A 22,021-nucleotide genomic window follows, 5' to 3' on the forward strand; every position below is an offset into this window, starting at 1 on the left:
GAGCCCAGGGAGCTAAGCAAGCATGGATTACAAGGTCGCCGATCTGTCGCTCGCGGCATTCGGCCGCAGGGAGATCAACCTCGCCGAGCACGAGATGCCCGGCCTCATGTCGGTCCGCAAGGAGTACGCCGAGTCCCAGCCGCTGCGCGGTGCGAAGATCATGGGCTCGCTGCACATGACGATCCAGACCGCCGTGCTGATCGAGACCCTGGTCGAGCTGGGCGCGGACGTCCGCTGGGTGAGCTGCAACATCTTCTCCACCCAGGACCACGCCGCCGCCGCGGTCGTCGTCGGCGCGAAGGGCACCGCGGAGGACCCGCAGGGCGTTCCGGTCTTCGCCTGGAAGGGCGAGACGCTGGAGGAGTACTGGTGGTGCACCGACCAGGCGCTCAACTGGCCCGATGGCGAGGGCCCCAACATGATCCTCGATGACGGTGGCGACGCCACGATGCTCGTGCACAAGGGCGCCGAGTACGAGAAGGCCGGCGCCGTCCCCTCGGCCGCCGAGGACGACCCGGAGGAGTGGAAGGTCGTCCTCGACCTCCTCCGCCGTACGGTCGACGACTCCGGTCGCTGGACCAAGGCCGCCGAGCGCATCAAGGGCGTGACGGAGGAGACCACCACCGGCGTCCACCGCCTGTACGAGATGGCCAAGGCCGGCACGCTCGCCTTCCCGGCGATCAACGTCAACGACTCGGTCACCAAGTCCAAGTTCGACAACAAGTACGGCTGCCGCCACAGCGTCATCGACGGGCTCAACCGCGCCACCGACGTGCTGATCGGCGGCAAGGTCGCGGTCGTCTGCGGCTACGGCGACGTGGGCAAGGGCTGCTCGGACGCGCTGCGCGGCCAGGGCGCCCGCGTGATCGTCACCGAGATCGACCCGATCTGCGCGCTGCAGGCCGCGATGGACGGCTTCCAGGTCACCACGCTGGACGACGTCGTCGAGATCGCCGACATCTTCGTGACGACGACCGGCAACTTCAACATCATCAGCGCCGCCGACATGGCGCGGATGAAGCACCAGGCGATCGTCAGCAACATCGGCCACTTCGACAACGAGATCGACATGGCCGGCCTGGCGAAGATCCCGGGCATCACGAAGGAAGAGGTCAAGCCGCAGGTCCACACGTGGACCTTCGAGGACGGCCACAACATCATCGTGCTCGCCGAGGGCCGGCTGATGAACCTCGGCTGCGCCACCGGCCACCCGAGCTTCGTGATGTCGAACTCCTTCACCAACCAGGTGATCGCCCAGATCGAGCTGTTCACCAAGACCGAGGCCTACCCGGTCGGCGTGTACACCCTGCCCAAGCACCTCGACGAGAAGGTCGCCCGCCTCCACCTCGACGCGCTCGGCGTGAAGCTCACCGAGCTCACCAAGGAGCAGGCCTCCTACATCGGCGTCGACGTCGAGGGCCCGTACAAGTCGGACCATTACCGGTACTGATGAGTTCAGATGTTTCGGACCCCGGGCTCGCCGAGTCCGGGGTCCGGCGTATCGAGTGGGCCGACCGCTCCATGCCGGTGCTGCGGCGGATACGGGAACAGTTCGCCGTCGAGCGCCCGCTGGACGGCCTGAAGATCGCCGCGTGCATGCACGTCACCACCGAGACCGCGAACCTCATCCGTACGCTCCAGGCCGGCGGCGCCGAGGTGGCTCTGGCCGCCTCCAACCCGCTGTCCACGCAGGACGACACGGCCGCGGCGCTCGTGAAGGAGTACGGCGCGGCCGTCTTCGCCCGGCAGGGCGTGGACCGTGACGGCTACTACCGGCACATCCACCAGGCGCTGGAGATCGGCCCCGACCTCGTCCTGGACGACGGCTGCGACCTGGTCAACACGCTGCACACCGAGCGTCTCGACCTGGCCGACGGCGTACGCGCGGGCTGTGAGTCGACGACGACCGGCGTCATCCGGCTGCACCAGATGGCCCGCGAGAACGCCCTGCGCTTCCCGATGGTGGCGGTCAACGACACCGACACCAAGCACATGTTCGACAACCGGTACGGCACCGGGCAGTCGACGCTGGACGGGATCGTGCGGGCCACCAACACCCTGCTGGCCGGAAAGACGATCGTCATCGCGGGCTTCGGCTACTGCGGCCGCGGCCTGGCCGAGCGGGCGCGGGGCATGGGCGGCCGCGTGGTCGTCACCGAGATCGACCCGGTCAAGGCGCTGGACGCCGTGCTGCAGGGCTACCGGGTGCAGCCGATGGCGCAGGCCGCCGAGGACGGCGACATCTTCATCACCGTCACCGGCAACACCGACGTCATCGGCGCCGAGCACTTCGCCCGGATGAAGGACGGCGCGATCCTCGCCAACTCGGGCCACTTCGACGTGGAGATCGACGTACGCGCGCTGGCCGACCTCACGGTCGAGATCCGCCACGAGGTACGCCCTCAGGCCGACGAGTACGTCCTGGCGGACGGCCGCCGCCTGGTCCTCCTGGCCGAGGGCCGGTTGGTGAACCTCGCGGCGGCGGAGGGCCACCCGGCCGCGGTGATGGACATGTCGTTCGCCGACCAGGCACTCACCTGTGAGTGGCTCGTCGGCCAGGATCTCGCCCCGGGCGTGTACGACGTACCGGAGGCGATCGACACCGAGGTCGCCCGGCTCAAGCTCGGTTCGATGGACATCGAGATCGACGCCCTCACCCAGGACCAGGAGATCTACCTGTCGTCCTGGCGGCGCGGCTCCTGACCCGGCCGCCGAGGTCGCCACTCGTGCCCCGCACGGTCGTCACGACCGGCGGGGCACGTTCTCGTCGCCGCCGAGTGCGGCACGGCCGAGGGGCGGTCGCGGTACGCACCCGCGTTCGCCCATAGATTTGGCCCATGCCACGCGGAACGTACCTCCATGAGTCCGAGGTCGAGGAGCGCTTCTCCTGTGCGCCCGACGGAGGTGGGTGGCGCTACAACGCCGAGCGCTCGGACGGCGGCACCGTCGAACTGGTCGCCGACGGGCGCTGGCGGCCGGCGCGGCTCCAGGTCACCGCCGGCGAGCACGTGCTCCGCGGCGGCGCCGCAGGGCCCGAGCTGCTGTGGGTCACGGGGGGCCGGGAGAACTCCGCTCGCGCCGCCGGCTTCCTCGGGGAGTCGCCGGGCCTGCTCGTCGCCGTGGCCCGCTCGCTGGGCCTGGCCGAGCGTGAGCAGGCCGACGTACGCGTGCTGGTGCTGACCGAGCCCGCCCTGGGCGTACGTACGGTGCCGCAGCGCTGGAGGCTCACCGAGATCGCCTGGCACGACGCGGACGAGGGACGGCTGCCGGTCGAACGCTACGAGGTCACCGACCTGGAGACCGGCGAGGTCACCGAGTCCTACCTGGCCGGGGACGTGGTCCTCGCCTCTCCCGGCATCGAGCTGGCCGGCCTGGAGGATCCACCCAACTTCCCCTGAGGGTCAGCGGCCGGGCGGCCTGCCCGGAGCGCCGCGGTTCCACTCCCAGCCCGGCATGGGACCGGGACCGGGCCCGTACGGCGGAGGTGGGGGCGGACCGCCGGCCATGATCGGCGGCTGGGGCGGTGCGAGACCCGGCGGGAGTCCGCGCCGGCTGATCGCCAGGCGCCGCGCGGCACGCTCGGCGAGACGGATCTCCTCACGGTGGCGGCGTTCGGCGAGGACGGCCGACAGGTAGATCTCGGGCCGGAAGCCCGGCGGAGGCGGCGGGCTGACGTACGACAGGACCTCCGTTGTGAGCCGCTGCCCCATCTCGTCGCGGACGAGGGGTGCGAGCTCCCAGAACCGGGTGAGGTACTGCCGCGCGGCCAGCGCCACGGTGTCCGGCAGCATGGCCAGCTCGAGCGAGCGCGCCCACGGCGCGAGCCGGATCGGCATGATCGCGACCGGGCCGAGGAAGACGTTGACCGGCACGCGGTCCTGGATGACGATCGTGCCCGCGAACACGTCGCCGAGCCGCTTTCCCCGCTGGTTGAGGAGCGAGGCGATGAGGGCGGGCGAGCCGACCAGCCCCCAGATCTCCAGGAAGCCGGACAGCGCGCGTATGAGGGCCTGCCGGAAGCGCTCAGGGCCGCCGTCGTCGCCGACCACGCGCAGTCCGACCGCGAGCTTGCCGAGAGTACGGCCGCGCGTCAGCGTCTCTGTGATCGTCGGGTAGCCGACGAACACGGCGACCGTGAAGACGATCACCAGTCCGGTCGTGACGGCGGAGTCGAGTACGGCCGCCGACAGGCCGACGAAGATGAGGCAGAAATAAAGGACGAAGATTTGCAGCAGCATGTCGATGAACAGTGCGAGGGCGCGGCTGGCCAGCCGCGCCACCCGGATGTCGAGTGCGACGGCTTCGCCGGTCACCAATTCGATGGGCACGCGCGCCCTCCAGTCGAGATCTCCGCTTGAGAGTAGTGTGCCCGTCTGTGGACGTCGACGCCTTCGTAGCCGCGCACAACGCCGAATGGCGGCGCCTGGAGCAACTCGTCAACCGCGGCACGCGAAAGCTACAGGGTGCCGAGATCGATGAGCTCGTCGAGCTGTACCAGCGGGCCGCGACCCACCTGTCGGTCGTCCGTTCCAGCTCACCGGAGCCCGCGCTCGTCGGCCGGCTCTCGTCGCTGGTGGCCAGGGGCCGCGCGGCGGTGACCGGCTCGCACGCGCCGATGTGGCGAGACGTCACCCGGTTCCTCACGGTCTCGTTCCCGGCGATGGCCTACCGGGCGCGCTGGTGGTGGCTGGGCTCGGCCGTGATCTGCAACCTCATCTCGCTGGTCCTGGCCATCTGGGTGGCACGCAACCCGGAGGTGCAGGCGTCCCTCCTGTCGCCGTCGGAGATCCGTCAGCTGGTCGACCACGACTTCGCCAACTACTACACCGATCACGCCGCCGGTGCCTTCGCCTTCCAGGTCTGGGTCAACAACGCGTGGGTCGCGGCCCAGGCCCTGATCTTCGGCATCCTGCTCGGCATCCCGACGATCCTCGTGCTCCTGAACCTTCAGCTCAACCTCGGCATCGAGGCCGGCCTGATGTTCGCCAACGGCAAGGGGACGATCTTCCTCGGCCTCATCCTGCCGCACGGCCTGCTCGAACTGACCTCGGTGTACCTGGCATCCGCCGCGGGCCTGCGCCTCGGCTGGACGGTCATCGACCCGGGCCACCGCCGGCGGAGCCACGCTCTCGCGGAGGAGGGGCGCGCGGCGATGAGCATCGCGCTCGGGCTGATCGGCGTCCTCGCGGTCTCGGGCGCCATCGAGGGCCTGGTCACCGGCCACGTGAACACGACCTGGCTCCGCGTCGGCATCGGCGTCTTCGCCGAGGTCGTCTTCCTCACCTACGTGATCACGTTCGGCCGCCGCGCCGTACGGGAGGGCGACATCGGCGACGCGGAGATCGTCCCGGACACCGCCCCCGTGGCCGCCTGACGGCCGTCAACGTCCGCCGAGTGCGTCCAGGTCAACAGTCACGGGGAATGGAGCCTCGGCCTTGAGCGCGCCGGAATATCTGCCGAGCGCTCTGTACGTCCTTTCGACGGTATCGAGCTCGTAGGTATAAGCGACCAGCCCGCCACTCTCTTGCTCTATGCGCCAATAGTGCGAAATGCCTGCAACGCCATATGCGGCGGGTTTGTCCAGGCGATCCGCATTGACGCTTCCTTTGCTCATGATCTCCACGGCGAGAATGACCTGGTGTGGCCGGACGGGAAGCTCGTCGGGATCGCCCGAGAACACGAGCACGTCGGGGCGCCTGTTGTGGAGCGGTACATCGGAGATACGGAGGTCCACATCCGTCGTCACCTGCCATGGCGTAGGCGCCGCGTATTCGAGGGAGTTGGCGAGTAGTCGTGCGATGCGGTTGTGTCTCGGGGTCGCGGAGGGCGACACGATGATGCTCCCGTCGACGATTTCGATGCGCCGGCAAATCTCTTCCGGCATGCGATCGTATTCCTCGGCGGTGACGCCTTCTTCCGGAAGCGCCAACATCCATTCCGGTAGCGCGGTCACGTCATGTCTCCTCTGCACAGGTGTCGCTCAACCCTGTACTCAAGTAGGTTACGGCAACGTGCTGAAGGCGGCCGGTCAGAGGCGGCCGGCGGCCTTGAGGGACAGGTAGGCGTCGGCCAGCGTCGAGGCGATGTCGTCCGGGGGCGCGTCCACGACCTCCACGCCGTACCTTCGCAGCTCCGCGGTGACCCGTCGCCGGTCGGCGCGGGCGCGTTCGGCGGCGGCCGCGTCGTACACCGCGGCCGCGTCCCCACGTGCGGTCGCCATCTCGCTCACCCGCGGGTCGCTCACCGCGGCGATCATGACCAGGTGCTTGGCGGTCAGCTGCGGGAGCAGGGGCAGCAGACCCTCCTCCATGGCGGTCGCGTTGAGGTCGGTCAGCAGCACCACCAGGCACCGCTGCCGCACCCGGGCCAGCAGCGCCGAGACCATGCCGGCCGCGTCCGCCTCGACGAGTGCGGGCTCCAGCGGTGCCATGGCACGGACCATCGCGGTCAGCAGACCGGTACGGCTGCTGCCCTCCACCCGGGCACGTACCTGCCGGTCGAAGGCGAGCAGGTCCACGCGGTCACCCGCCCGCGACGCCAGCGCGCCGAGCAGCAGGGCGGCGTCCATCGAGCAGTCCAGTCGTGGAATGTCGCCGACGCGCCCCGCGGCCGTACGGCCGGTGTCGAGGACCAGGTAGATGCGGCGGTCGCGCTCCGGGCGCCAGGTACGTACGACGACGTCGCTGCGGCGCGCGGTCGCCCGCCAGTCGATGGAGCGTACGTCGTCGCCGTCCACGTACTCCCGTAGCGAGTCGAACTCGGTGCCCTGGCCGCGGATGAGCGCGACGTGCTGGCCGGTCAGCTCGCGCAGCCGGGCGAGCTTCGCGGGCAGGTGGCGGCGCGAGGGGAAGGCCGGCAGCACGCGTACGCTCCAGGGCGCCTGCCGGGACAGCTGGCGTGCGGCCAGCCGCAACGGCCCGACCGACCGGATCGTGACGGAGACGGCCCGGCGGTCGCCCCGGCGGGTCGGGAGAAGGCGTATGTCGACGCGGCGGCGTTCACCCGGCGGTACCGAGAGGGCGACCTCGCGGGGGCCGGAGCCCGCGCTCGGCGGCCAGGCGTCACGCACCCGTGCCCGCAGCCTCCGCGTGCCGCGGTTCTCCACGATCAGCGAGACGGCGGCCTCCTCGCCGAGGCGTACGTTCGTGTCGCCGGAGCGGTGCAGGCCCAGGCTCCGGATGTTCCCCGCCAGCGCCAGGTCGACGACGATCAGCGCGACGAGGAGGGCGTTCACGACCAGCAACGTCCACCAGCTCGGCGCGAGCACCATCACCACCGCGCCGAGCAGGGCCAGCAGACCGGTACGGCCGGTCAGCGCCATGGCCTGCCCCTCAACGCGGAGCGGGGACGGTGGTGAGCACGCCGTCGAGCACGGCGTCGGTCGTCGCTCCCTCCAGCTCCGCCTCGGGCCGGAGCTGTACGCGATGGCGGAGCGTCGGCCGGGCGAGGGCCTTCACGTCGTCCGGGCGTACGTAGTCGCGGCCCGACAGCCACGCCCATGCGCGCGCCGTCGCCAGCAGCGCGGTGGCGCCACGGGGGGAGACCCCGAGCTGGAGTGACGGGGACTGGCGGGTGGCCCGGCACAGGTCGACCACGTATCCGCTGATCTTCGGGTCGATCCGGATGCGTCCGACGGCCTCACGCCCCGCGGCCAGGTCCGCCGGGCCGGCGACGGGGGTGACTCCGGCGGCGTGCAGGTCACGGGGGTCGAAGCCGGCGGCGTGTCGCTGGAGCACCGCGATCTCGTCCTCGCGGGAGGGCACCGGGACGGTCAGCTTCACCAGGAACCGGTCGAGCTGAGCCTCGGGCAGGGGGTACGTGCCCTCGTACTCGATCGGGTTCTGCGTGGCGCACACGACGAACGGGTCGGGCAGCATGCGCGGCATGCCCTCCACCGACACCTGGCGCTCCTCCATCGACTCCAGGAGGGACGCCTGGGTCTTCGGCGGCGTCCGGTTGATCTCGTCGGCGAGCAGGAGGTTCGTGAAGACCGGACCCTCGCGGAACTCGAACTCCGAGCTCCGGTTGTCGTACACGAGGGAACCCGTGACGTCGCCCGGCATGAGGTCGGGGGTGAACTGCACGCGCTTGAAGTCGAGCTTCAGCGCCTGGGCCAGGGTGCGGATGAGGAGCGTCTTGGCCACGCCGGGCACACCCTCGAGCAGCACGTGGCCGCGGCACAGCAGGGCGATGACCAGCCCGGTCACCACGGCATCCTGTCCGACGACCGCCTTGGCGACCTCACTGCGCAACGCCATCAGCGCCGCACGTGTGTCCTGCGTCGCCAGGTCCTGCGGCTCCTCTTCGGCCGACCCGGTGCCAAAAATGTCAGAACTTCGCTCACTCACGAGTTCCGAACCTGCCTTTCGAGTTCGTCGAGGTAGCCCGCGAGCCGGACCAGCCCGGCGTCGTCCATTGGTGGAGGACCGTACAGCGCAGCACCGATCATCGCCTGCGCCTGTCCGGTGTGTGCCGAGATGCCGGCGATGATCTCTGCTGCCATGGCCGGGTCGGCGGCGGCGCTTCTGGGCATGCCGAGCAGCGCGGTAAGGCGTTCGAGCGCACCCGCGCGCAGTGCCAGGGCGGCACGGTCACCGGCCCGTCGCGACCGGTACAGCCGGGCCCGGCCCTCGACGGCCTCGGCCGAGCGGACCACGACCGGCAGCGGCTCGACCACGACCGGCCCCAGGCGGCGTGCCCGCCAGAGCGCCACGAGCAGGACCGCGATGATCGCCTGAAGCACCGCGAGCTTGACCCCGAACGGCACCAGGTCCGAGAACGACTTGCGCCCGCTGCCCGGTGGCGGTGTGTCCGGCAGCAGCCACACCGCGCTCGACCGGGCGCCGACGAGGTTCATGCCGAGCGCGGCGTTGCCCTCCTCGGCCAGGCGTTCGTTGGTGAGCGGGCCGCCCGTGCCGAGCACCGTGACGGTCGAGCCGACTCCCGGGAGCTGTACGAGGGCGGGCTTCCCGTCGCTGAAGTAGCACTTCGCCGCGCCGGCCGGGGCGTTGTAGGTCTGCGTGTCGGGCAGGCCGACGTCGCCGGCGTTCACCGCCGCGGGAAGCGAGCAGTCCGGGGCGATGGTGCCCGAGGCGCCGGAGGCGGGAAGGACGCCGGGGGCGAGCGCCTCCAGCGTGTCGCCCGTCGGCTCGACCAGCAGGCGGTCGCCGGGCAGTGCCCGCAGGGTGGACAGGTCGCCGGGCAGCAGGCGCTCCGAATGCGTGATCACCAGGACCGCGTCGGGCTGGGCCCGCATCTGCTCCGCGGCGGCGGACGCGCTGCGCACCACCTTCACCGGCGTGCCGTTCTGCCGGGTGATCTCGGCGAGTGCCCTGGCTCCCTGTTGCCCCGCCGAGTCGGGGTCGAGGTAGGCCGCCTGCTGACGGGGCTGCAGCGCGGCGAGCACCACGCCGACGATGGCGAGCGCGAGTATCGCGACCAGGATGCCCCGCGACCGGCGCCAGCGCCGCCGCGCGACGTGGCCCGCGCTGTCGGGCGCCGAGGTCTCCGATGCCGGGGCCTCCGGTGCCGCGGTCCCGGCCTCCGGCGCCGCCGTACTCACGCGGACTCCGTTGAGACGAGCGGTGCGGGGCGCGCCGAGCGCAGCCGCCGGTCGAGTTCGGTGAGCCGCTGGTAGCCCTCTGCATCGCCGGTGCGGCCGCCGTACCAGACGTCGTCGAAGATCCGCACGCCCACGGTGAGCTCCTCGGCGAAGTCCGGTAGTGCCTGGCCCGCCTCGCTCGCGAGTTCGTCGGCCGTACGGCCCGGACGCGGTTCGACGATGACCCGCTCCTCCAGGTCGCGGGCGATGGCGCGCAGGCGTTCGCGGATGGCCTCGGGCCACTCGCCCGCGGCGGCATGGCGTTCGGCCGTGGCGCGGTGGTCCTTGGCGGTGGTGGGTCTGTCGTCCAGCAGGGCGTCGCGTTCGGCGGCGTTGCTCCGCACGTTGCCGATCCGCCACCAGACCGCGGCGGCGATGAGGACCAGCAGCACCAGGAGGACGACCAGCGCCGTCCAGCTCAGGCCACCGGACTGGTTGCCGGGCGAGTGATTGAGCAGCGAGGAGATCCAGTCGTTGATCTTGCGCAGGATCCGGTCGAGGAACGACGGCTCGTCGCGGTGGTAGATCTGCTTCTGCAGCTCGCGGCGGGCGAGTTCGCGCGCCTGGTCGCGGCCGACCGGCGGGGGAGCGTACTCGATCATCGGCTCCATCCCGGAGGCGGGTACTGGGGCGCGTACGGGGGCGCGTACGTCGGAGGCGTGCCCGGCGGCATCACCAGGGGACCGCGCGGCACCTTCGGCTGGGGGCCGGAGCCCGCGGCGGTGAGCGGCCCGGGAAGCCAGGCGGCGACCGGATCCTCTGGCGTGTCCATCTGGAGCTCGAGGTCGAACGCCTCGCGCCGCATGCGCCGATCGGCGTAGACCATCGCGATCACGCAGGCGTTGAACGGGTTGACCAGCGTGCCGGCGATGATGCGGCCGACCGTGCCCAGTGCCACCAGGCCGACGAGCCCCCAGCCGGAGGGGTTCGGGTCGATGTTCAGCACGATCCGCTGGGCGATGGCGAACGGCGTCGGCAGCACGAAGGTGCCGGCGAGCAGCGTGATCACCAAAGAGAGGAACAGGACGCCGAACGTGCGCCACCACCGGCCACGTACGACCTCCGCCGACCGGCGCAGCGAGGCGATCACTCCACGGCGCTCCAGGACGAGGATGGGCGGCGCGAGCGCGAACCACACGTAACCCGACACCATCAGCACCAGGGCCACGGGTACGCCGACGATCCAGGTGATCGCCTGCACGCCGTCGGGGGCGTCGCCCGCGACCGCCGCGATCATCGGCGCGAACGGGACCGCCACGGTGAGGAACACGATCACCATCACCAGGGTCGCGGCGCCGAGAAGACGTGACACGCGCGGCCGCGCGATGCGCCAGAGCCCGCCGAACGACGTCGGGCGGCCCAGCAGCGTACGGGCCATGACCGGGGCGAGCAGTCCGCTGAGCAGGAGCACGACGTAGGCCGTGAGCAGGCTGCCGATGCTGAACGTGATGAACGCCCCGCCCAGCGTCCGGGCGAGGGCGGCCGGTGTGACCTCGGTACGGGCCTGCCCGCCGAGGAGGAAGTACTGGGCGACCGTGACGATGATCTCGATGACGCTCGTCAGGATCGCCGACATGCCGAGAGTGGCACGCGGGTTGCGGCGGATGTAGGTGACGGCCCCGTCGAGGATCTCCGAGACCCCGAGCGGGCGGAGCGGGATCTCCATCTCCAGCTCGCCGTCGTCCGCCTTCGCCTGTGCCGGCTCGGCGGGCGAGGGCGCGATCTGATCGGACGAGGGCGTGCCGGAGCCCGGTACTGCCCAAGCGTGTGGGTCGGTCACACCCAACTCCCCGATACCTGCTCCCCGCCGCTGTTACCCGGCTCATCCTGCCACGCGGGACGGCGCTCACGTGATCACGTGACGGGACTCCCTGGCCCCAGCGTCGAATAGGGCAAAATCGGGGCATGAAAGCGCTGCGCTGGCTCGACCCGCCTGAGGGGCCCGCGATCGCTCTGCTCGACCAGACCCGGCTGCCGGACGAGGAGGTCACACTCGTCTGCCGGGACGTCCCCTCCCTCGTGGCGGCGATCAGAAGCCTCGCCGTCCGCGGCGCGCCGTTGCTCGGGATCGCCGGCGGCTACGGCGTCGCTCTCGCCGCCGCACTCGGCACCGACGTCCAGGCAGCCGCCGAGGAGGTCATCCGGGCGCGGCCGACAGCGGTCAACCTCGGCTGGGGCGCGCGGCGGGTGCTGTCGGCGTACGCGGAGGGCCGGGATCCGCTCGCGGAGGCCCACGCCATCGCCGCCGAGGAGGACGAGGCCAGTGGGCGGATGGGCGAGTACGGGCTGACGCTCGTGCCGGACGGCGCCCGCGTCCTGACCCACTGCAACACCGGGGCCCTGGCCGCGGGGGGTCATGGCACCGCGTTCGCGCTGGTCGTGGCCGCTCACCGGGCAGGTCGCCTGAAGCACCTGTGGGTGGATGAGACCCGTCCGCTCCTCCAGGGCGCGCGGCTCACGGCGTACGAGGCGCGGCGCCACGGCATCCCGTACGCGGTGCTGCCGGACAACGCGGCAGGCAGTCTCTTCGCGGCGGGCGAGGTCGACCTGGTGGTCGTCGGCGCCGACCGCATCGCCCGTGATCACAGCGTCGCGAACAAGATCGGTACCTATCCCCTGGCGGTGCTGGCCCACCATCACGGAGTGCCGTTCGTCGTGGTCGCACCGACCAGCACGTTTGATCCGGACGCCCGGACGGGAGGTGACATTCCGATCGAGCGGCGGGACCCGGCGGAAGTGACTTTCATCGGCGGCCGGCGGGTGGTCCCGGAGGAGAGCCCGGCCTACAATCCTGCGTTCGACGTGACGCCCGGACATCTGGTAACAGCGATCGTCACCGAGCAAGGGGTCATTACACGGGCGAACGGGGGTAACCTTGGCCTGCTTGGGGGGACCGCCTCTGACAACGCCGGACAATGAGGGTACATGAAAGGACGCGTGCTGGTCGTCGATGACGACCTCGCTTTGGCTGAGATGCTGGGCATCGTGCTCCGGGGAGAGGGTTTCGAACCGTCGTTCGTGCATGACGGTGACAAGGCACTCGAGGCATTCAGGGAGACGCGCCCGGATCTCGTGCTGCTCGACCTGATGCTGCCCGGCATCGACGGCATCGACGTGTGCCGTCAGATCCGGGCCGAAACCGGTGTGCCGATCGTGATGCTCACAGCCAAGAGCGACACGGTCGACGTGGTTCTCGGTCTCGAATCGGGCGCGGACGACTACATCGTCAAGCCCTTCAAGCCCAAGGAGCTCGTGGCGCGCGTCCGCGCACGGCTTCGCCGCACCGACGACCCGACACCGGAGCTGCTGCAGATCGGCGACATCGCGATCGACGTGGCCGGTCACTCGGTCAAGCGAGGCGACCGGCACATTCCGCTCACTCCTCTGGAGTTCGACCTCCTCGTGGCGCTGGCACGCAAGCCGCGCCAGGTCTTCACCCGCGAGGTCCTGCTCGAGCAGGTCTGGGGCTACCGTCACGCCGCCGACACGCGGCTGGTCAACGTGCACGTCCAGCGGCTACGAGCAAAGATCGAAAAGGATCCTGAGCACCCGGAGATCGTCGTCACGGTACGCGGCGTCGGGTACAAGGCGGGCCCGGCCTAGCGCCCGGCCCCGTGTGCCCCCGGCCATGACCGTGCGGATCCCCTTGAAGGCGACGGCTCAGCGAGGCCTGCGTGTGGTTCGCCGCATGGCCCGGGCCGGCCTCGGCACGGCCAAGACCAGCTGGCGCCGCTCGATCCGCGTACGCGTGGTCACGACGACGCTGGTCATATCCGGCGTCGTCGTGGTCGTGCTGGGCGTCTTCCTGATGCAGCAGATCACCAACGCCCTGCTGGAGGCCAAAGAACGCGCCGCGCTGCTCCAGCTCGACGATGGCGTCGGCGTGGCCCAGGGCCGGCTGGCCATCGGGCCGACCGACCAGGAGACCACCAACGGCAAGCTCAACGACGTGGTGACCACGCTGGCCCGGCGCAGCGGGCCGGCAGGCCTGTACGAGGTCATCATCATCGACGAGAACGACCCGGGGATCGCCGGGTTCAGCAGCAACGGCATCAAGCTGGACAGCGTGCCGCCCCGGCTGTCCGAACAGGTCCAGCGCTCGCTCGCCAGCACGCCGTACCGCACGTACGGGAGCCTGTCCTATGACGACGGCACCTCGGCGGCCGGCCTGATCGTCGGCACCAAGGTCAACGGCTACCAGCTCTACTACCTGTTCCCGCTGAGCCAGGAGAAGCAGAGCCTGACGGTCGTCCAGCGGACGCTGTTCGGCGTCGGGGCCGCGCTCGTACTCCTGCTCGCCGCGATCGCCTCCCTCGTCACCCGCCAGGTGGTCATCCCGGTACGCCTCGCGGCCCAGTCCGCCGAGCGCCTGGCCGCCGGCCGGCTCGAAGAACGCATGAAGGTACGCGGCGAGGACGACCTGGCCCGGCTCGCCACGTCGTTCAACGACATGGCCGCCAACCTCCAGGAGAAGATCGTCCAGCTGGAGGAGCTGTCGAAGGTCCAGCGCCAGTTCGTCTCGGACGTCTCACACGAGCTGCGCACGCCCCTGACCACGATCCGCATCGCCGCCGACGTTCTCTACGAGGCACGCGAGGACTTCGATCCCTTGGCGTCCCGGTCGGCGGAGCTGCTGCAGAGCCAGCTCGAACGCTTCGAGGGCCTGCTGGCCGACCTGCTGGAGATCAGCCGGTACGACGCCGGCGCGGCCACGCTCGACGCCGACTCGATCGACGTACGTGAGCTGGTCCTGCGCGCCGTAGGCGACACCGAGGACCTGGCCGAGCGCAAGGGCAGCAAGATCGTGCAACAGCTCCCGGCCGAGGCGACCATGGCCGAGGTCGACCGCCGCCGGGTCGAACGCATCCTGCGCAACCTCCTTGTCAACGCCGTCGAGCACGGCGAGGGCAAGGACATCGTGGTCAGCGTGGCGGCCGACCGCGACGCCGTGGCCGTCGCCGTACGCGACCACGGCTGCGGCCTGCGCCCGGGCGAGGCGCACATGGTCTTCGACCGCTTCTGGCGCGCCGACCCCGCCCGCGCCCGCACGACGGGCGGCACGGGCCTGGGACTGTCGATCTCCAAGGAGGACGCCCGGCTGCACGGCGGCTGGCTACAGGCATGGGGCGAGCCGGACCAGGGCTCGCAGTTCCGGCTGTCACTGCCCAGGGTGGCGGGCGCCGAGCTGCGCGGCTCGCCGCTGCCGCTGGTGCCGCCGGAGGTGGAGCTGAGGCGGGCGCCGTACGCCGAGCTCAAGCTGGAGGCCGACGCATGAGGTCCCTTCACCGGCCTGTCTTCGCCGGTGCTCTCGGGGCCGTGCTGCTGGCGGGCTGCGCGAGCGTTCCGTCCGGCAGCCAGGTGGTCGGGGGCCGCGTGACCGGCCACCAGCAGCCGATCGACGACCCGTACGTCCGTGTCATTCCGGTCGGCCCCGGCCGCGACTGGGACCCCGGGACGATGGTCACGGCGTTCCAGGCGGCCTCGGGGAGCTTCGACGGCCCGAACGGCGAGCACCAGGTCGCACGGGAGTACCTCGCGTGCGGCGGCTGCTGGCGGCCGGGCGTGAACACGGTCGTCTACGACAGCGTCGAGCAGTCGGCGGTCCAGCGCGACGGCGACCGGGCGACGGTGACCGACAAGGTCGTCCAACTGGGCCGCATCGGCACGGACGGCCAGTACATCGCCGATCCCCACAACTTCGATCAGACCTACCAGTTGCGCCAGGACGCCCAGAAACAGTGGCGGATCACCGACCTTCCGCAAGAACTCCTCCTCAGCAGGAACGACGTCAACCGCGCCTTCCGCACGCTGAACCTGTACTTCTTCGCGCCGGAAACGCCGGTCCTGGTGCCGAACCCGGTGTTCATCCCGCTCGTCAACCGCAACTGGCTGTCGGAGCAGCTCGTGAAGCAGCTGCTCGGGGGGCCGACGTCGTGGCTGCGGGGTGCCGCCGTCCGTACCGGCTTCCCGTCGGGCACCCAGCTGAGGCGGCTGGACATCACCGGTGGTGTGGCCACGGTCGACCTGAGCCGGCAGGCCCGTGCCGGCAATCTGCGCAACATGTCCATCCAGCTCATGTGGACCCTGCGCCAACTGCGCGAGGTCGACCAGCTGAAGCTGGAGATCGACGGCAAGGCGATACGCGTGCCGGGCCTGAACAGCACGGTCCAGTCTTCGGGCGCGTGGAGCAGCTTCGATCCCAACGGCACGAGCGAACTGCCGCGCAGCTACGTGCGTACGGCGGATGGGCGGCTCGCGAGGCTCGACACGGTTCCGCAGCCGCAGGTGCTGCTGCCGAAGCTGCGGGTGTCACATCCGGCGGTCTCCTACGACGCGCGCCAGGTGGCGGCCCTCAACACGTCGGGCGGCACGGTGACGGTGACGGACCTGAGCGACGGCACGTCCCGCGCGGTACTGAAAGCCAAGCTCAAGGACGGCCGGTTCAGCACGCCATCGTGGGATACGCGCGGCAATGTCTGGGCGGTCGAGTCGAACTCCAAGGAATCCAGGCTATGGGAGATCGCCGGCGGCACGAAGAAGGTGTCGATCGACAACTGGACCCTAGCGCCGCACCCGGTGAAGGCCCTGCGCATCTCCCGAGACGGCACCCGAGCCGCCGCGATCGTGCAGATGGGCAAGGTGGCAGAGGTCCAACTGGGACGCGTCGACCGAGCCCCGTCCGGCGGCCTGCAGGCGGAGGGCTTCATCGCGATCAGCTCCGAGGAGGGCGCGATCGACCTGGCGTGGCGCGACGCGGACCACCTGGCCGTCGTAGGCGTGACACCGGGCAACCCGTCGCCCGTGCTGTACGACGTGCCGGTCAGCGGCGCCGCCATCCAGCCCTTGGTGGGCCCGGGCGGAGACATGAAGGCCGTCGCGGCCTACCCGGGCGCGCCGCTCTTGGTCACGCAGCACGTCTCGAACCCTCAGTCTTCGGACAACGTCTGCCGCTTGAGCGACAAGTACGACGAGTGGAAGTGCTTCTACCGCACCTCTGACCCGGCCTATCCCGGCTGAGCACGAAGCGCGCGTCACCGCTGACCGACGTCAGCACGACGCCGGCCGTGACCTCGACCAGCACCAGCATGGCGAAGCCGTCGATCCGGCGTCCGTCCTCGCCGAGCGGCCGAGCGCGCAGATCACCGGCCGCTCGCAGGTTGAGCGGGGGTGGCGTCTGCCGAGGCCGTCCTGACGCTCCCGCCGCGGCTGACGATAAGCCCGCACTGAGCTGCCCGCGACCCGCGTGCACTGAGCTGCCTCGCGACCCGCGTGCATTGAGCTGCCCCGCGCCCGCATGTGCTGAGCTGCTCGCGACCCGCATGTGCTGAGCTCAACCGGAGCCGCCCTTCGCAGAGCTCGACCGCGACCGCCTGCGCAGGACCGCGACCGCCTGCGCAGGACCGCGACCGCTTGCGCAGAACTAGACCGGAGCCGCCCTTCGCCGGGGCCGGTGCCGGATCGAGGCGCGCTTAGGCCAGGCTGCCCGAGGCAGCAGGCCCACGGCTGAGCCCGTGCGTGAGCCGAGCCACGAGTGAGCCGAGCCCCCACGAGTGAGCTTCCCTGCGGTTAGCGCAGGCTGTTCAGGCCGCGCTGAGGTGGACGGGGTCGCTTTTCGCCGGGGCCGGTGCCGGATCGAGGCGCGCTTGGGGCGGGCCGCCCGAGGTTGACCGAGACGGCAGGCTGACGGCCGAGCCCGCGAATGGGCGGAGCCCGCGCGTGAGCCGAGCCCGTCTATTAGTGGAGCCCGTGCATGAGTGGAGCCCGCGCGTGGGCTGTCACGCGGTCGGCCCGGGCTGTTCAGGCCGCGCTGAGGTGGACGGGGTCGCTTTTCGCCGGGGCCGATGCCGGATCTAGACGCACCTGGATCCGGCTGTCTCAGGCTGACCGAGACGGCAGGCTCACGGCCGAGCCCTGGGCGTCAGCCGAGCCCGGGCGTCAGCCGGGCTCGGGCGTCAGCCGGGCTCGGGCGTCAGCCGGGCTCGCGTATGAGCCGAGCTCGCCGTGAGCTATCCCGCCGTGACCTATCCGGCCGTGAGCTATCCCGCCGTGAGCTGCCCCGTCGCCGGCCCAGGCTGTGCAGGCCGCGCTCAGGTGAACCCGTGCTCCGCCCCATCGCTAGCCTTGCGACCGGTCACAGGCTGCCGCAGGCCGTCCCAGTGCGGACTCAGGCTGACCGGGCCGGTCCAAGGCCGTACTGCCGGAGGCGTTCGGTTCGATTTTCTAGGTCTGCAGGCGTACCTCCTGGTGCCGGGTCGGTGTGGAGAACGGGCCTCCTGTGTGGCGTTCGGTGGCGGCTATTACGGCGGCCGCGGGTACCTCCGCTCCGGCGGCTCGTAGGGCGCGGGCCGCTTCGGTGAGTGTTGATCCGCTGGTGACGACGTCGTCCACGATGATCGCGCGTACTCCGTGCAGGTCGAGCCGAACGTGTAACGCGCCGGACAGGTTGGTCGTTCGGTCGGCTGCTGTCAGGCCGGCCTGGTCGGCGACTCGGCGCTGGTGGGCGAGTGCGGGGACGCATGACACTGCTGCTCGCCTGCCGGAGCGGTGCCCGGCTCTCCGTATGGGCGCCCGTACGGCGCTCTGCGTCTCCGCTGCCTCACGTGTGGCCTCCTTCGCCGCCTCGCGGGCGATCCGCAGGGTGGGGTCGTGGCCTCGGCGGCGTACGGACTCACGAGACGACGGGACGGGGACCAGGACGAGCGGAGACCCCATGCCCGCGGAGTCAGCGGCGGCGAGTGCCGCGCGTGCCAGAGCGACGCCGAGAGGGCGTGCGAGGCCGGTCAGGCCACGCTCCTTGTGCGCCACGATCAACTGGCGGACCGTCCCGGCGTACGGCGCGACGGCGAAGGGCGGGGGCAGGCCCGACGGGACCGGACTTGGCAGGCACAACCTTGCGGGTTTGACGAGCGCTTCTTCGCAGGCCGGGCATATGAGCCCGTGCGGTATGCCGCAACCGGCGCACGGCTGGGGAAGTATCAGGTCGAGTGCTGCGGTGAGAACGCTCATGTTCGGTGAGCCTGCCCCGCCAGGGGATTGAGCGCCAGTCCTGTCCACAGCTTGTGGAAAACCTTCGGGGGTTGACGCGGAGGTGCAGGCGGGGGCGGATCTCAGGCTCGGCATGGCTCTCCACTGGGGATCCACGATTGGCACGGCTCTATACCCGGGATCGCGATGCGTACCACGTACCACGTCTGCGCCGCGCGCCCGTACCGCCGCGCGCCGGTACCGCCGTGCGCCGGTACCGCCGTGCGCCGCGTACCGCCGTGCGCCGCGTACCGCGTCTGCGCCGCGACCGCGTACCGCGTCTATGTCGCGCGGCGCGCACCGCGTCTGCGCCGCGTGCCGCTTGCGCCATAGCGCGTCTGTGCCGCGCGACCGCGTACCGCCTCTGCGCCGCGACCGCGTACGGCGTACGGCGTCTGTGTCACCCGCCGCGTAGCGCGTCTCTGCCACATACCGCGTAGCGCGTCTGTGCCGCGTCGGGATGGGGCCGATTGCAGGTCCGGACCTGACAGCGGAAGTGGGACCTGGGGCGGCTGCGAACGTTCGACACGCCGGAGGTGTCATGTCCCCGGATAAAGGTGGATTCGGCTACCCGGGGTAGTCGAATACCGGCACCGCCGCCCAAGATCGGCGAAGGTCCACCGGCACAGGCTGCGACGGAACCTGCGCATTGAGCGAAACGTCTCGAACCTCCCGACAATACTGACCAGGTCGTACGTGGAACGTGACACATCCCACGCCCTGGCCCCCATCCGGAGGGTCTAAGCGGCAGCGGTGGGACCGAAACCAGGCCCCCCAATGACTATCCGTGTTTTTTCTGGGGGTCCCCACCTGACATTCGTGGCGTAAGGGGTTAGCGTTCCTGACATGACACCCGCCCGGGTCCGTGGTTGCGCCGAGTCTCAACCGGCCCGGCAAGCCGATGCCAGCCGCAGGCGAAACGGCCCACGTAAGGCGACTTCTCGTCGACCGATCACGGTGCGGCTTAGAAGTAAGACCTGCCTCACCGGGGGATCAGATGTCCTCCGGACCGGGAGAAGAGCAGTAGTGGCGAAAGCGCCGCGAGACTCTCCGCAGGCGGATGTGGGGACGAAGACCAGGTCGGCCGGGCGGGTGTTGCCCCCGTTTGATCGCAACTGAATCAGGAACAAGGGAGTGTCGAGCCCGGCTCCCCGTGTCGGGTGCTCTTGAATACCGGGAGGAGGGGGGTCCCCGTGGACATCATCGTGAAGGCCCGCCATACGGACGTCAACGATCGATTCCGTCGTCATGTGGACACCAAGCTTGCCAAGGTCGAGAAGCTGGATCCCAAGGTCATCAGGGTCGACGTGGAGGTTTCTGAAGAGCACAACCCTCGTCAGTCCGACACCCGTGAACGCATCGAACTCACCATCGTCTCCCGTGGCCCCGTGATCAGGGCCGAGGCCGCGGCCGACGACCGCTACGCGGCACTCGACATGGCCCTCGGCAAGCTCGAGGGACGGCTGCGGCGCATGTGCGACCGGCGCAAGGTCCACCACGGCAACCACGGTCGCGCCAGGCTCGCCTCGGCGCTGGCGCCGGATCCCGACGACATTCCAGTTGGCGCCGAGCCGAACCAGCCGGACTCCGTCCCTGCCGCGGCTCCGGCCGCCACCGAGACCGTCGAAGCACCGCGATCATGGGACGAGGACACGTACGCCCCGCCCCTGGGCGACGACATCGTGCCGATCGCGATGGAAGGCGACGGTCCGGTCGTTCTGCGGGAAAAAGCGCACAAGGCCGACCCCATGACCATTGACCAGGCTCTCTTCGAGATGGAGCTGGTCGGTCACGACTTTTATCTCTTCCGTGACAAGGAGAGTCTGCGTCCGAGTGTCGTATACCGGCGCCGAGGCTGGGACTATGGGGTGATCCGTCTAGTCGAGGAGTGACGCTGCGCTTGCGCCGCGCCATGACCTCGACCAATCTGGTCCCAGGCGCGACCCGCGGTGGGTCGTGCCTGGGACCACACGGTCGTTGATCTCACCCCCGCGACACGCCCAGGATCCCCATGGGCCGGCGCACCGTTTGGAGGAGGAGTTGAGCGAGGCTCCGCAGACTCGTGACACCGTGGCCGGTGACCCTATCCGTGTCCTCATCGTCGATGACCACGCCCTGTTCCGTCGTGGCCTGGAGATGGTTCTCGACGACGAGGACGGCATCGAGGTCGTCGGCCAGTGCGGCGACGGCCAGGAGGCCGTGGAACAGGTGGGTGACCTGGTACCGGATGTCGTACTCATGGACATCCGAATGCCCCGCCGCGGTGGCATAGAGGCATGCACATCCATCAAGGACCAGGTGCCGAGCGTCAAGATCGTCATGCTCACGATCAGCGACGAGGAGGAGGATCTCTTCGAGGCGATCAAGGCAGGCGCCACCGGATATCTGCTGAAGGATGTCTCGATCGACGAGGTCGCCGACGTCGTACGCGCGGTGCATGACGGCCAGTCGTTCATCAGCCCGTCGATGGCGTCCAAGTTGATCACCGAGTTCGCCGTCATGGCCAAGCGCGGTGACGAACGTCAGCAGCAGGTGCCGGCACCCAAGCTGACCGATCGCGAGATGGAGGTCCTCCGCCTGGTGGCGCGAGGCCTCGGCAACCGAGAGATCGCCAAAGAGCTGTTCATCTCGGAGAACACGGTCAAGAACCACATCCGCAACATCCTTGAGAAGCTCCAACTGCACTCGCGGATGGAGGCCGTGGTCTACGCGGTACGCGAGAAGCTCCTCGAAATCAGCTGAATCAGCCGAATCAGCTGAGGTCGGCAGCGGGTGGATCGAGCCACCCGCGGCTCAGGCCGCGGCCTGAGAACCCCAGACAACCGGCGCGGCGCTCGTCAGCGCCGCCATGCCCCCCTGTAGCGATCCACGCCACGCGAGTGAGCCGTCGCCGCCCGGCGGCCACGACGGGTCGGATGACCGACACCGACTCAAGCGAGGAGCCGGCCGGGCAAGAGCTGACTGGATGGGGAGTTGCCCGGGAGTGCCTCGAGTGAGAGTCGGCTGGGGGGCTGACTGACGTCGGCTTGGTACGGCGCGGAGGCGGTACGTGGCAGCGCCGTCGGCGAGCTCCGTCTTAGATCAACGGAACGTGACGCTGAGGGCGAATACACGGCCCCTGGGTACGTGCGGTGACCATTGCTCTGTCGCCGAGGTTGAGCCGCAGCACCGCGAGACCAGCCCCGCGCCCGCGCGACATGGCAACTGTTCATCGACCGACAGCGCGCATCGAGGGGCGGGCGATGTGAGCCGGGTAGGTCCCGCGTGCAGCTCTGTTCCGGGTCACCAAGCCCAGGACAGGCCGTTTGAGGGCTTCGTCAGGTGATTGGACCGTGCGGTGGCGCGGTCTTGGGACGTGTGCGAGACGGGTGGCTGTTCCTCGGGCGGGCAGTCCCG

Annotated in this window: 18 protein-coding genes; 10 read left to right on the plus strand and 8 right to left on the minus strand. The window is 70.1% G+C overall.

The features are described from left to right. Nucleotides 1–22 precede the first annotated feature (22 nt). From ahcY (FB559_RS19610) to FB559_RS19620, 3 genes are all read left to right on the plus strand, one after another. A complete protein-coding gene (gene ahcY, locus FB559_RS19610; RefSeq protein ID WP_141956975.1) occupies nt 23–1,450 on the plus strand; it encodes an adenosylhomocysteinase in 1,428 nt (475 codons plus the stop codon). Then, nucleotides 1,450–2,703, plus strand: a complete 1,254-nt coding sequence (ahcY, locus tag FB559_RS19615; protein WP_141956976.1) for an adenosylhomocysteinase — start codon at nt 1,450–1,452, stop codon at nt 2,701–2,703. The genes ahcY (FB559_RS19610) and ahcY (FB559_RS19615) overlap by 1 nt, the downstream gene beginning before the upstream one ends. Before the next feature lie 134 nt (nt 2,704–2,837). Further along, nucleotides 2,838–3,398, plus strand: coding sequence for a hypothetical protein (locus tag FB559_RS19620; protein WP_141956977.1), 561 nt, complete (start codon nt 2,838–2,840; stop codon nt 3,396–3,398). A gap of 3 nt (nt 3,399–3,401) precedes the next feature. Here the strand turns inward: FB559_RS19620 and FB559_RS19625 are convergent, their stop codons facing one another. Beyond that, on the minus strand, nt 3,402–4,328 hold the full coding sequence (locus tag FB559_RS19625; protein ID WP_246121753.1) for an RDD family protein: 927 nt from the start codon (nt 4,326–4,328) through the stop codon (nt 3,402–3,404). Between the two features lie 47 nt (nt 4,329–4,375). Between FB559_RS19625 and FB559_RS19630 the strand changes: the two genes are divergently transcribed. Further along, nucleotides 4,376–5,374: a stage II sporulation protein M gene (locus FB559_RS19630; RefSeq protein WP_141956978.1), complete on the plus strand. Its 999-nt coding sequence runs from the start codon at nt 4,376–4,378 to the stop codon at nt 5,372–5,374. A 6-nt stretch (nt 5,375–5,380) separates the two neighbouring features. On the opposite strand, the gene FB559_RS19635 is transcribed toward FB559_RS19630, so the two are convergent. The 6 genes from FB559_RS19635 to FB559_RS19660 form a co-directional block, all read right to left on the minus strand. Further along, nucleotides 5,381–5,953: a Uma2 family endonuclease gene (locus FB559_RS19635; protein WP_246121755.1), complete on the minus strand. Its 573-nt coding sequence runs from the start codon at nt 5,951–5,953 to the stop codon at nt 5,381–5,383. Nucleotides 5,954–6,028: 75 nt separating this feature from the next. Next, nucleotides 6,029–7,321: a DUF58 domain-containing protein gene (locus FB559_RS19640; protein WP_141956979.1), complete on the minus strand. Its 1,293-nt coding sequence runs from the start codon at nt 7,319–7,321 to the stop codon at nt 6,029–6,031. 10 nt (nt 7,322–7,331) lie between these two features. Further along, nucleotides 7,332–8,258, minus strand: coding sequence for an AAA family ATPase (locus FB559_RS19645; RefSeq protein ID WP_221640443.1), 927 nt, complete (start codon nt 8,256–8,258; stop codon nt 7,332–7,334). Nucleotides 8,259–8,344: 86 nt separating this feature from the next. Next, nucleotides 8,345–9,562, minus strand: coding sequence for a DUF4350 domain-containing protein (locus FB559_RS19650; protein WP_141956981.1), 1,218 nt, complete (start codon nt 9,560–9,562; stop codon nt 8,345–8,347). Beyond that, a complete protein-coding gene (locus tag FB559_RS19655) occupies nt 9,559–10,203 on the minus strand; it encodes a DUF4129 domain-containing protein (RefSeq protein WP_141956982.1) in 645 nt (214 codons plus the stop codon). The genes FB559_RS19650 and FB559_RS19655 overlap by 4 nt, the downstream gene beginning before the upstream one ends. Continuing rightward, nucleotides 10,200–11,381 carry a DUF7847 domain-containing protein gene (locus tag FB559_RS19660; protein ID WP_141956983.1) on the minus strand — a complete coding sequence of 394 codons (1,182 nt, stop codon included), beginning with the start codon at nt 11,379–11,381 and terminating at the stop codon, nt 10,200–10,202. Before FB559_RS19660 ends, FB559_RS19655 begins: the two co-directional genes overlap by 4 nt. A gap of 125 nt (nt 11,382–11,506) precedes the next feature. Between FB559_RS19660 and mtnA the strand changes: the two genes are divergently transcribed. The 4 genes from mtnA to FB559_RS19680 are packed head-to-tail and all read left to right on the plus strand — an operon-like array spanning nt 11,507 to nt 16,618. Further along, the gene (gene mtnA / locus FB559_RS19665; RefSeq protein ID WP_141956984.1) at nt 11,507–12,520 is read left to right on the plus strand and encodes an S-methyl-5-thioribose-1-phosphate isomerase; all 1,014 of its coding nucleotides are present in this window, start codon (nt 11,507–11,509) and stop codon (nt 12,518–12,520) included. A gap of 6 nt (nt 12,521–12,526) precedes the next feature. Further along, nucleotides 12,527–13,204: an MtrAB system response regulator MtrA gene (gene mtrA, locus FB559_RS19670; RefSeq protein WP_141956985.1), complete on the plus strand. Its 678-nt coding sequence runs from the start codon at nt 12,527–12,529 to the stop codon at nt 13,202–13,204. 25 nt (nt 13,205–13,229) lie between these two features. Further along, complete coding sequence (gene mtrB / locus FB559_RS19675) at nt 13,230–14,876, plus strand: MtrAB system histidine kinase MtrB (RefSeq protein WP_141956986.1); 1,647 nt, start codon at nt 13,230–13,232, stop codon at nt 14,874–14,876. Beyond that, nucleotides 14,873–16,618 (plus strand): LpqB family beta-propeller domain-containing protein, encoded by a 1,746-nt coding sequence (locus FB559_RS19680; protein WP_185792300.1) that lies wholly within the window; start codon nt 14,873–14,875, stop codon nt 16,616–16,618. Before mtrB ends, FB559_RS19680 begins: the two co-directional genes overlap by 4 nt. Before the next feature lie 1,203 nt (nt 16,619–17,821). Here the strand turns inward: FB559_RS19680 and FB559_RS43985 are convergent. Continuing rightward, entirely contained in the window at nt 17,822–18,607 is a 786-nt protein-coding gene (locus FB559_RS43985; protein WP_185792301.1) for a ComF family protein, read from the minus strand. A 1,211-nt stretch (nt 18,608–19,818) separates the two neighbouring features. On the opposite strand from FB559_RS43985, the gene hpf reads away from it, so the two are divergent. Continuing rightward, nucleotides 19,819–20,517, plus strand: a complete 699-nt coding sequence (gene hpf / locus FB559_RS19690; RefSeq protein WP_141956989.1) for a ribosome hibernation-promoting factor, HPF/YfiA family — start codon at nt 19,819–19,821, stop codon at nt 20,515–20,517. Nucleotides 20,518–20,665: 148 nt separating this feature from the next. After that, nucleotides 20,666–21,367, plus strand: coding sequence for a response regulator (locus FB559_RS19695; protein WP_221640083.1), 702 nt, complete (start codon nt 20,666–20,668; stop codon nt 21,365–21,367). The last annotated feature ends 654 nt before the right edge of the window (nt 21,368–22,021 follow it).

Origin of the sequence: Actinoallomurus bryophytorum (genome assembly GCF_006716425.1) — a bacterium.
Taxonomy (GTDB): Bacteria; Actinomycetota; Actinomycetes; order Streptosporangiales; family Streptosporangiaceae; genus Actinoallomurus; species Actinoallomurus bryophytorum.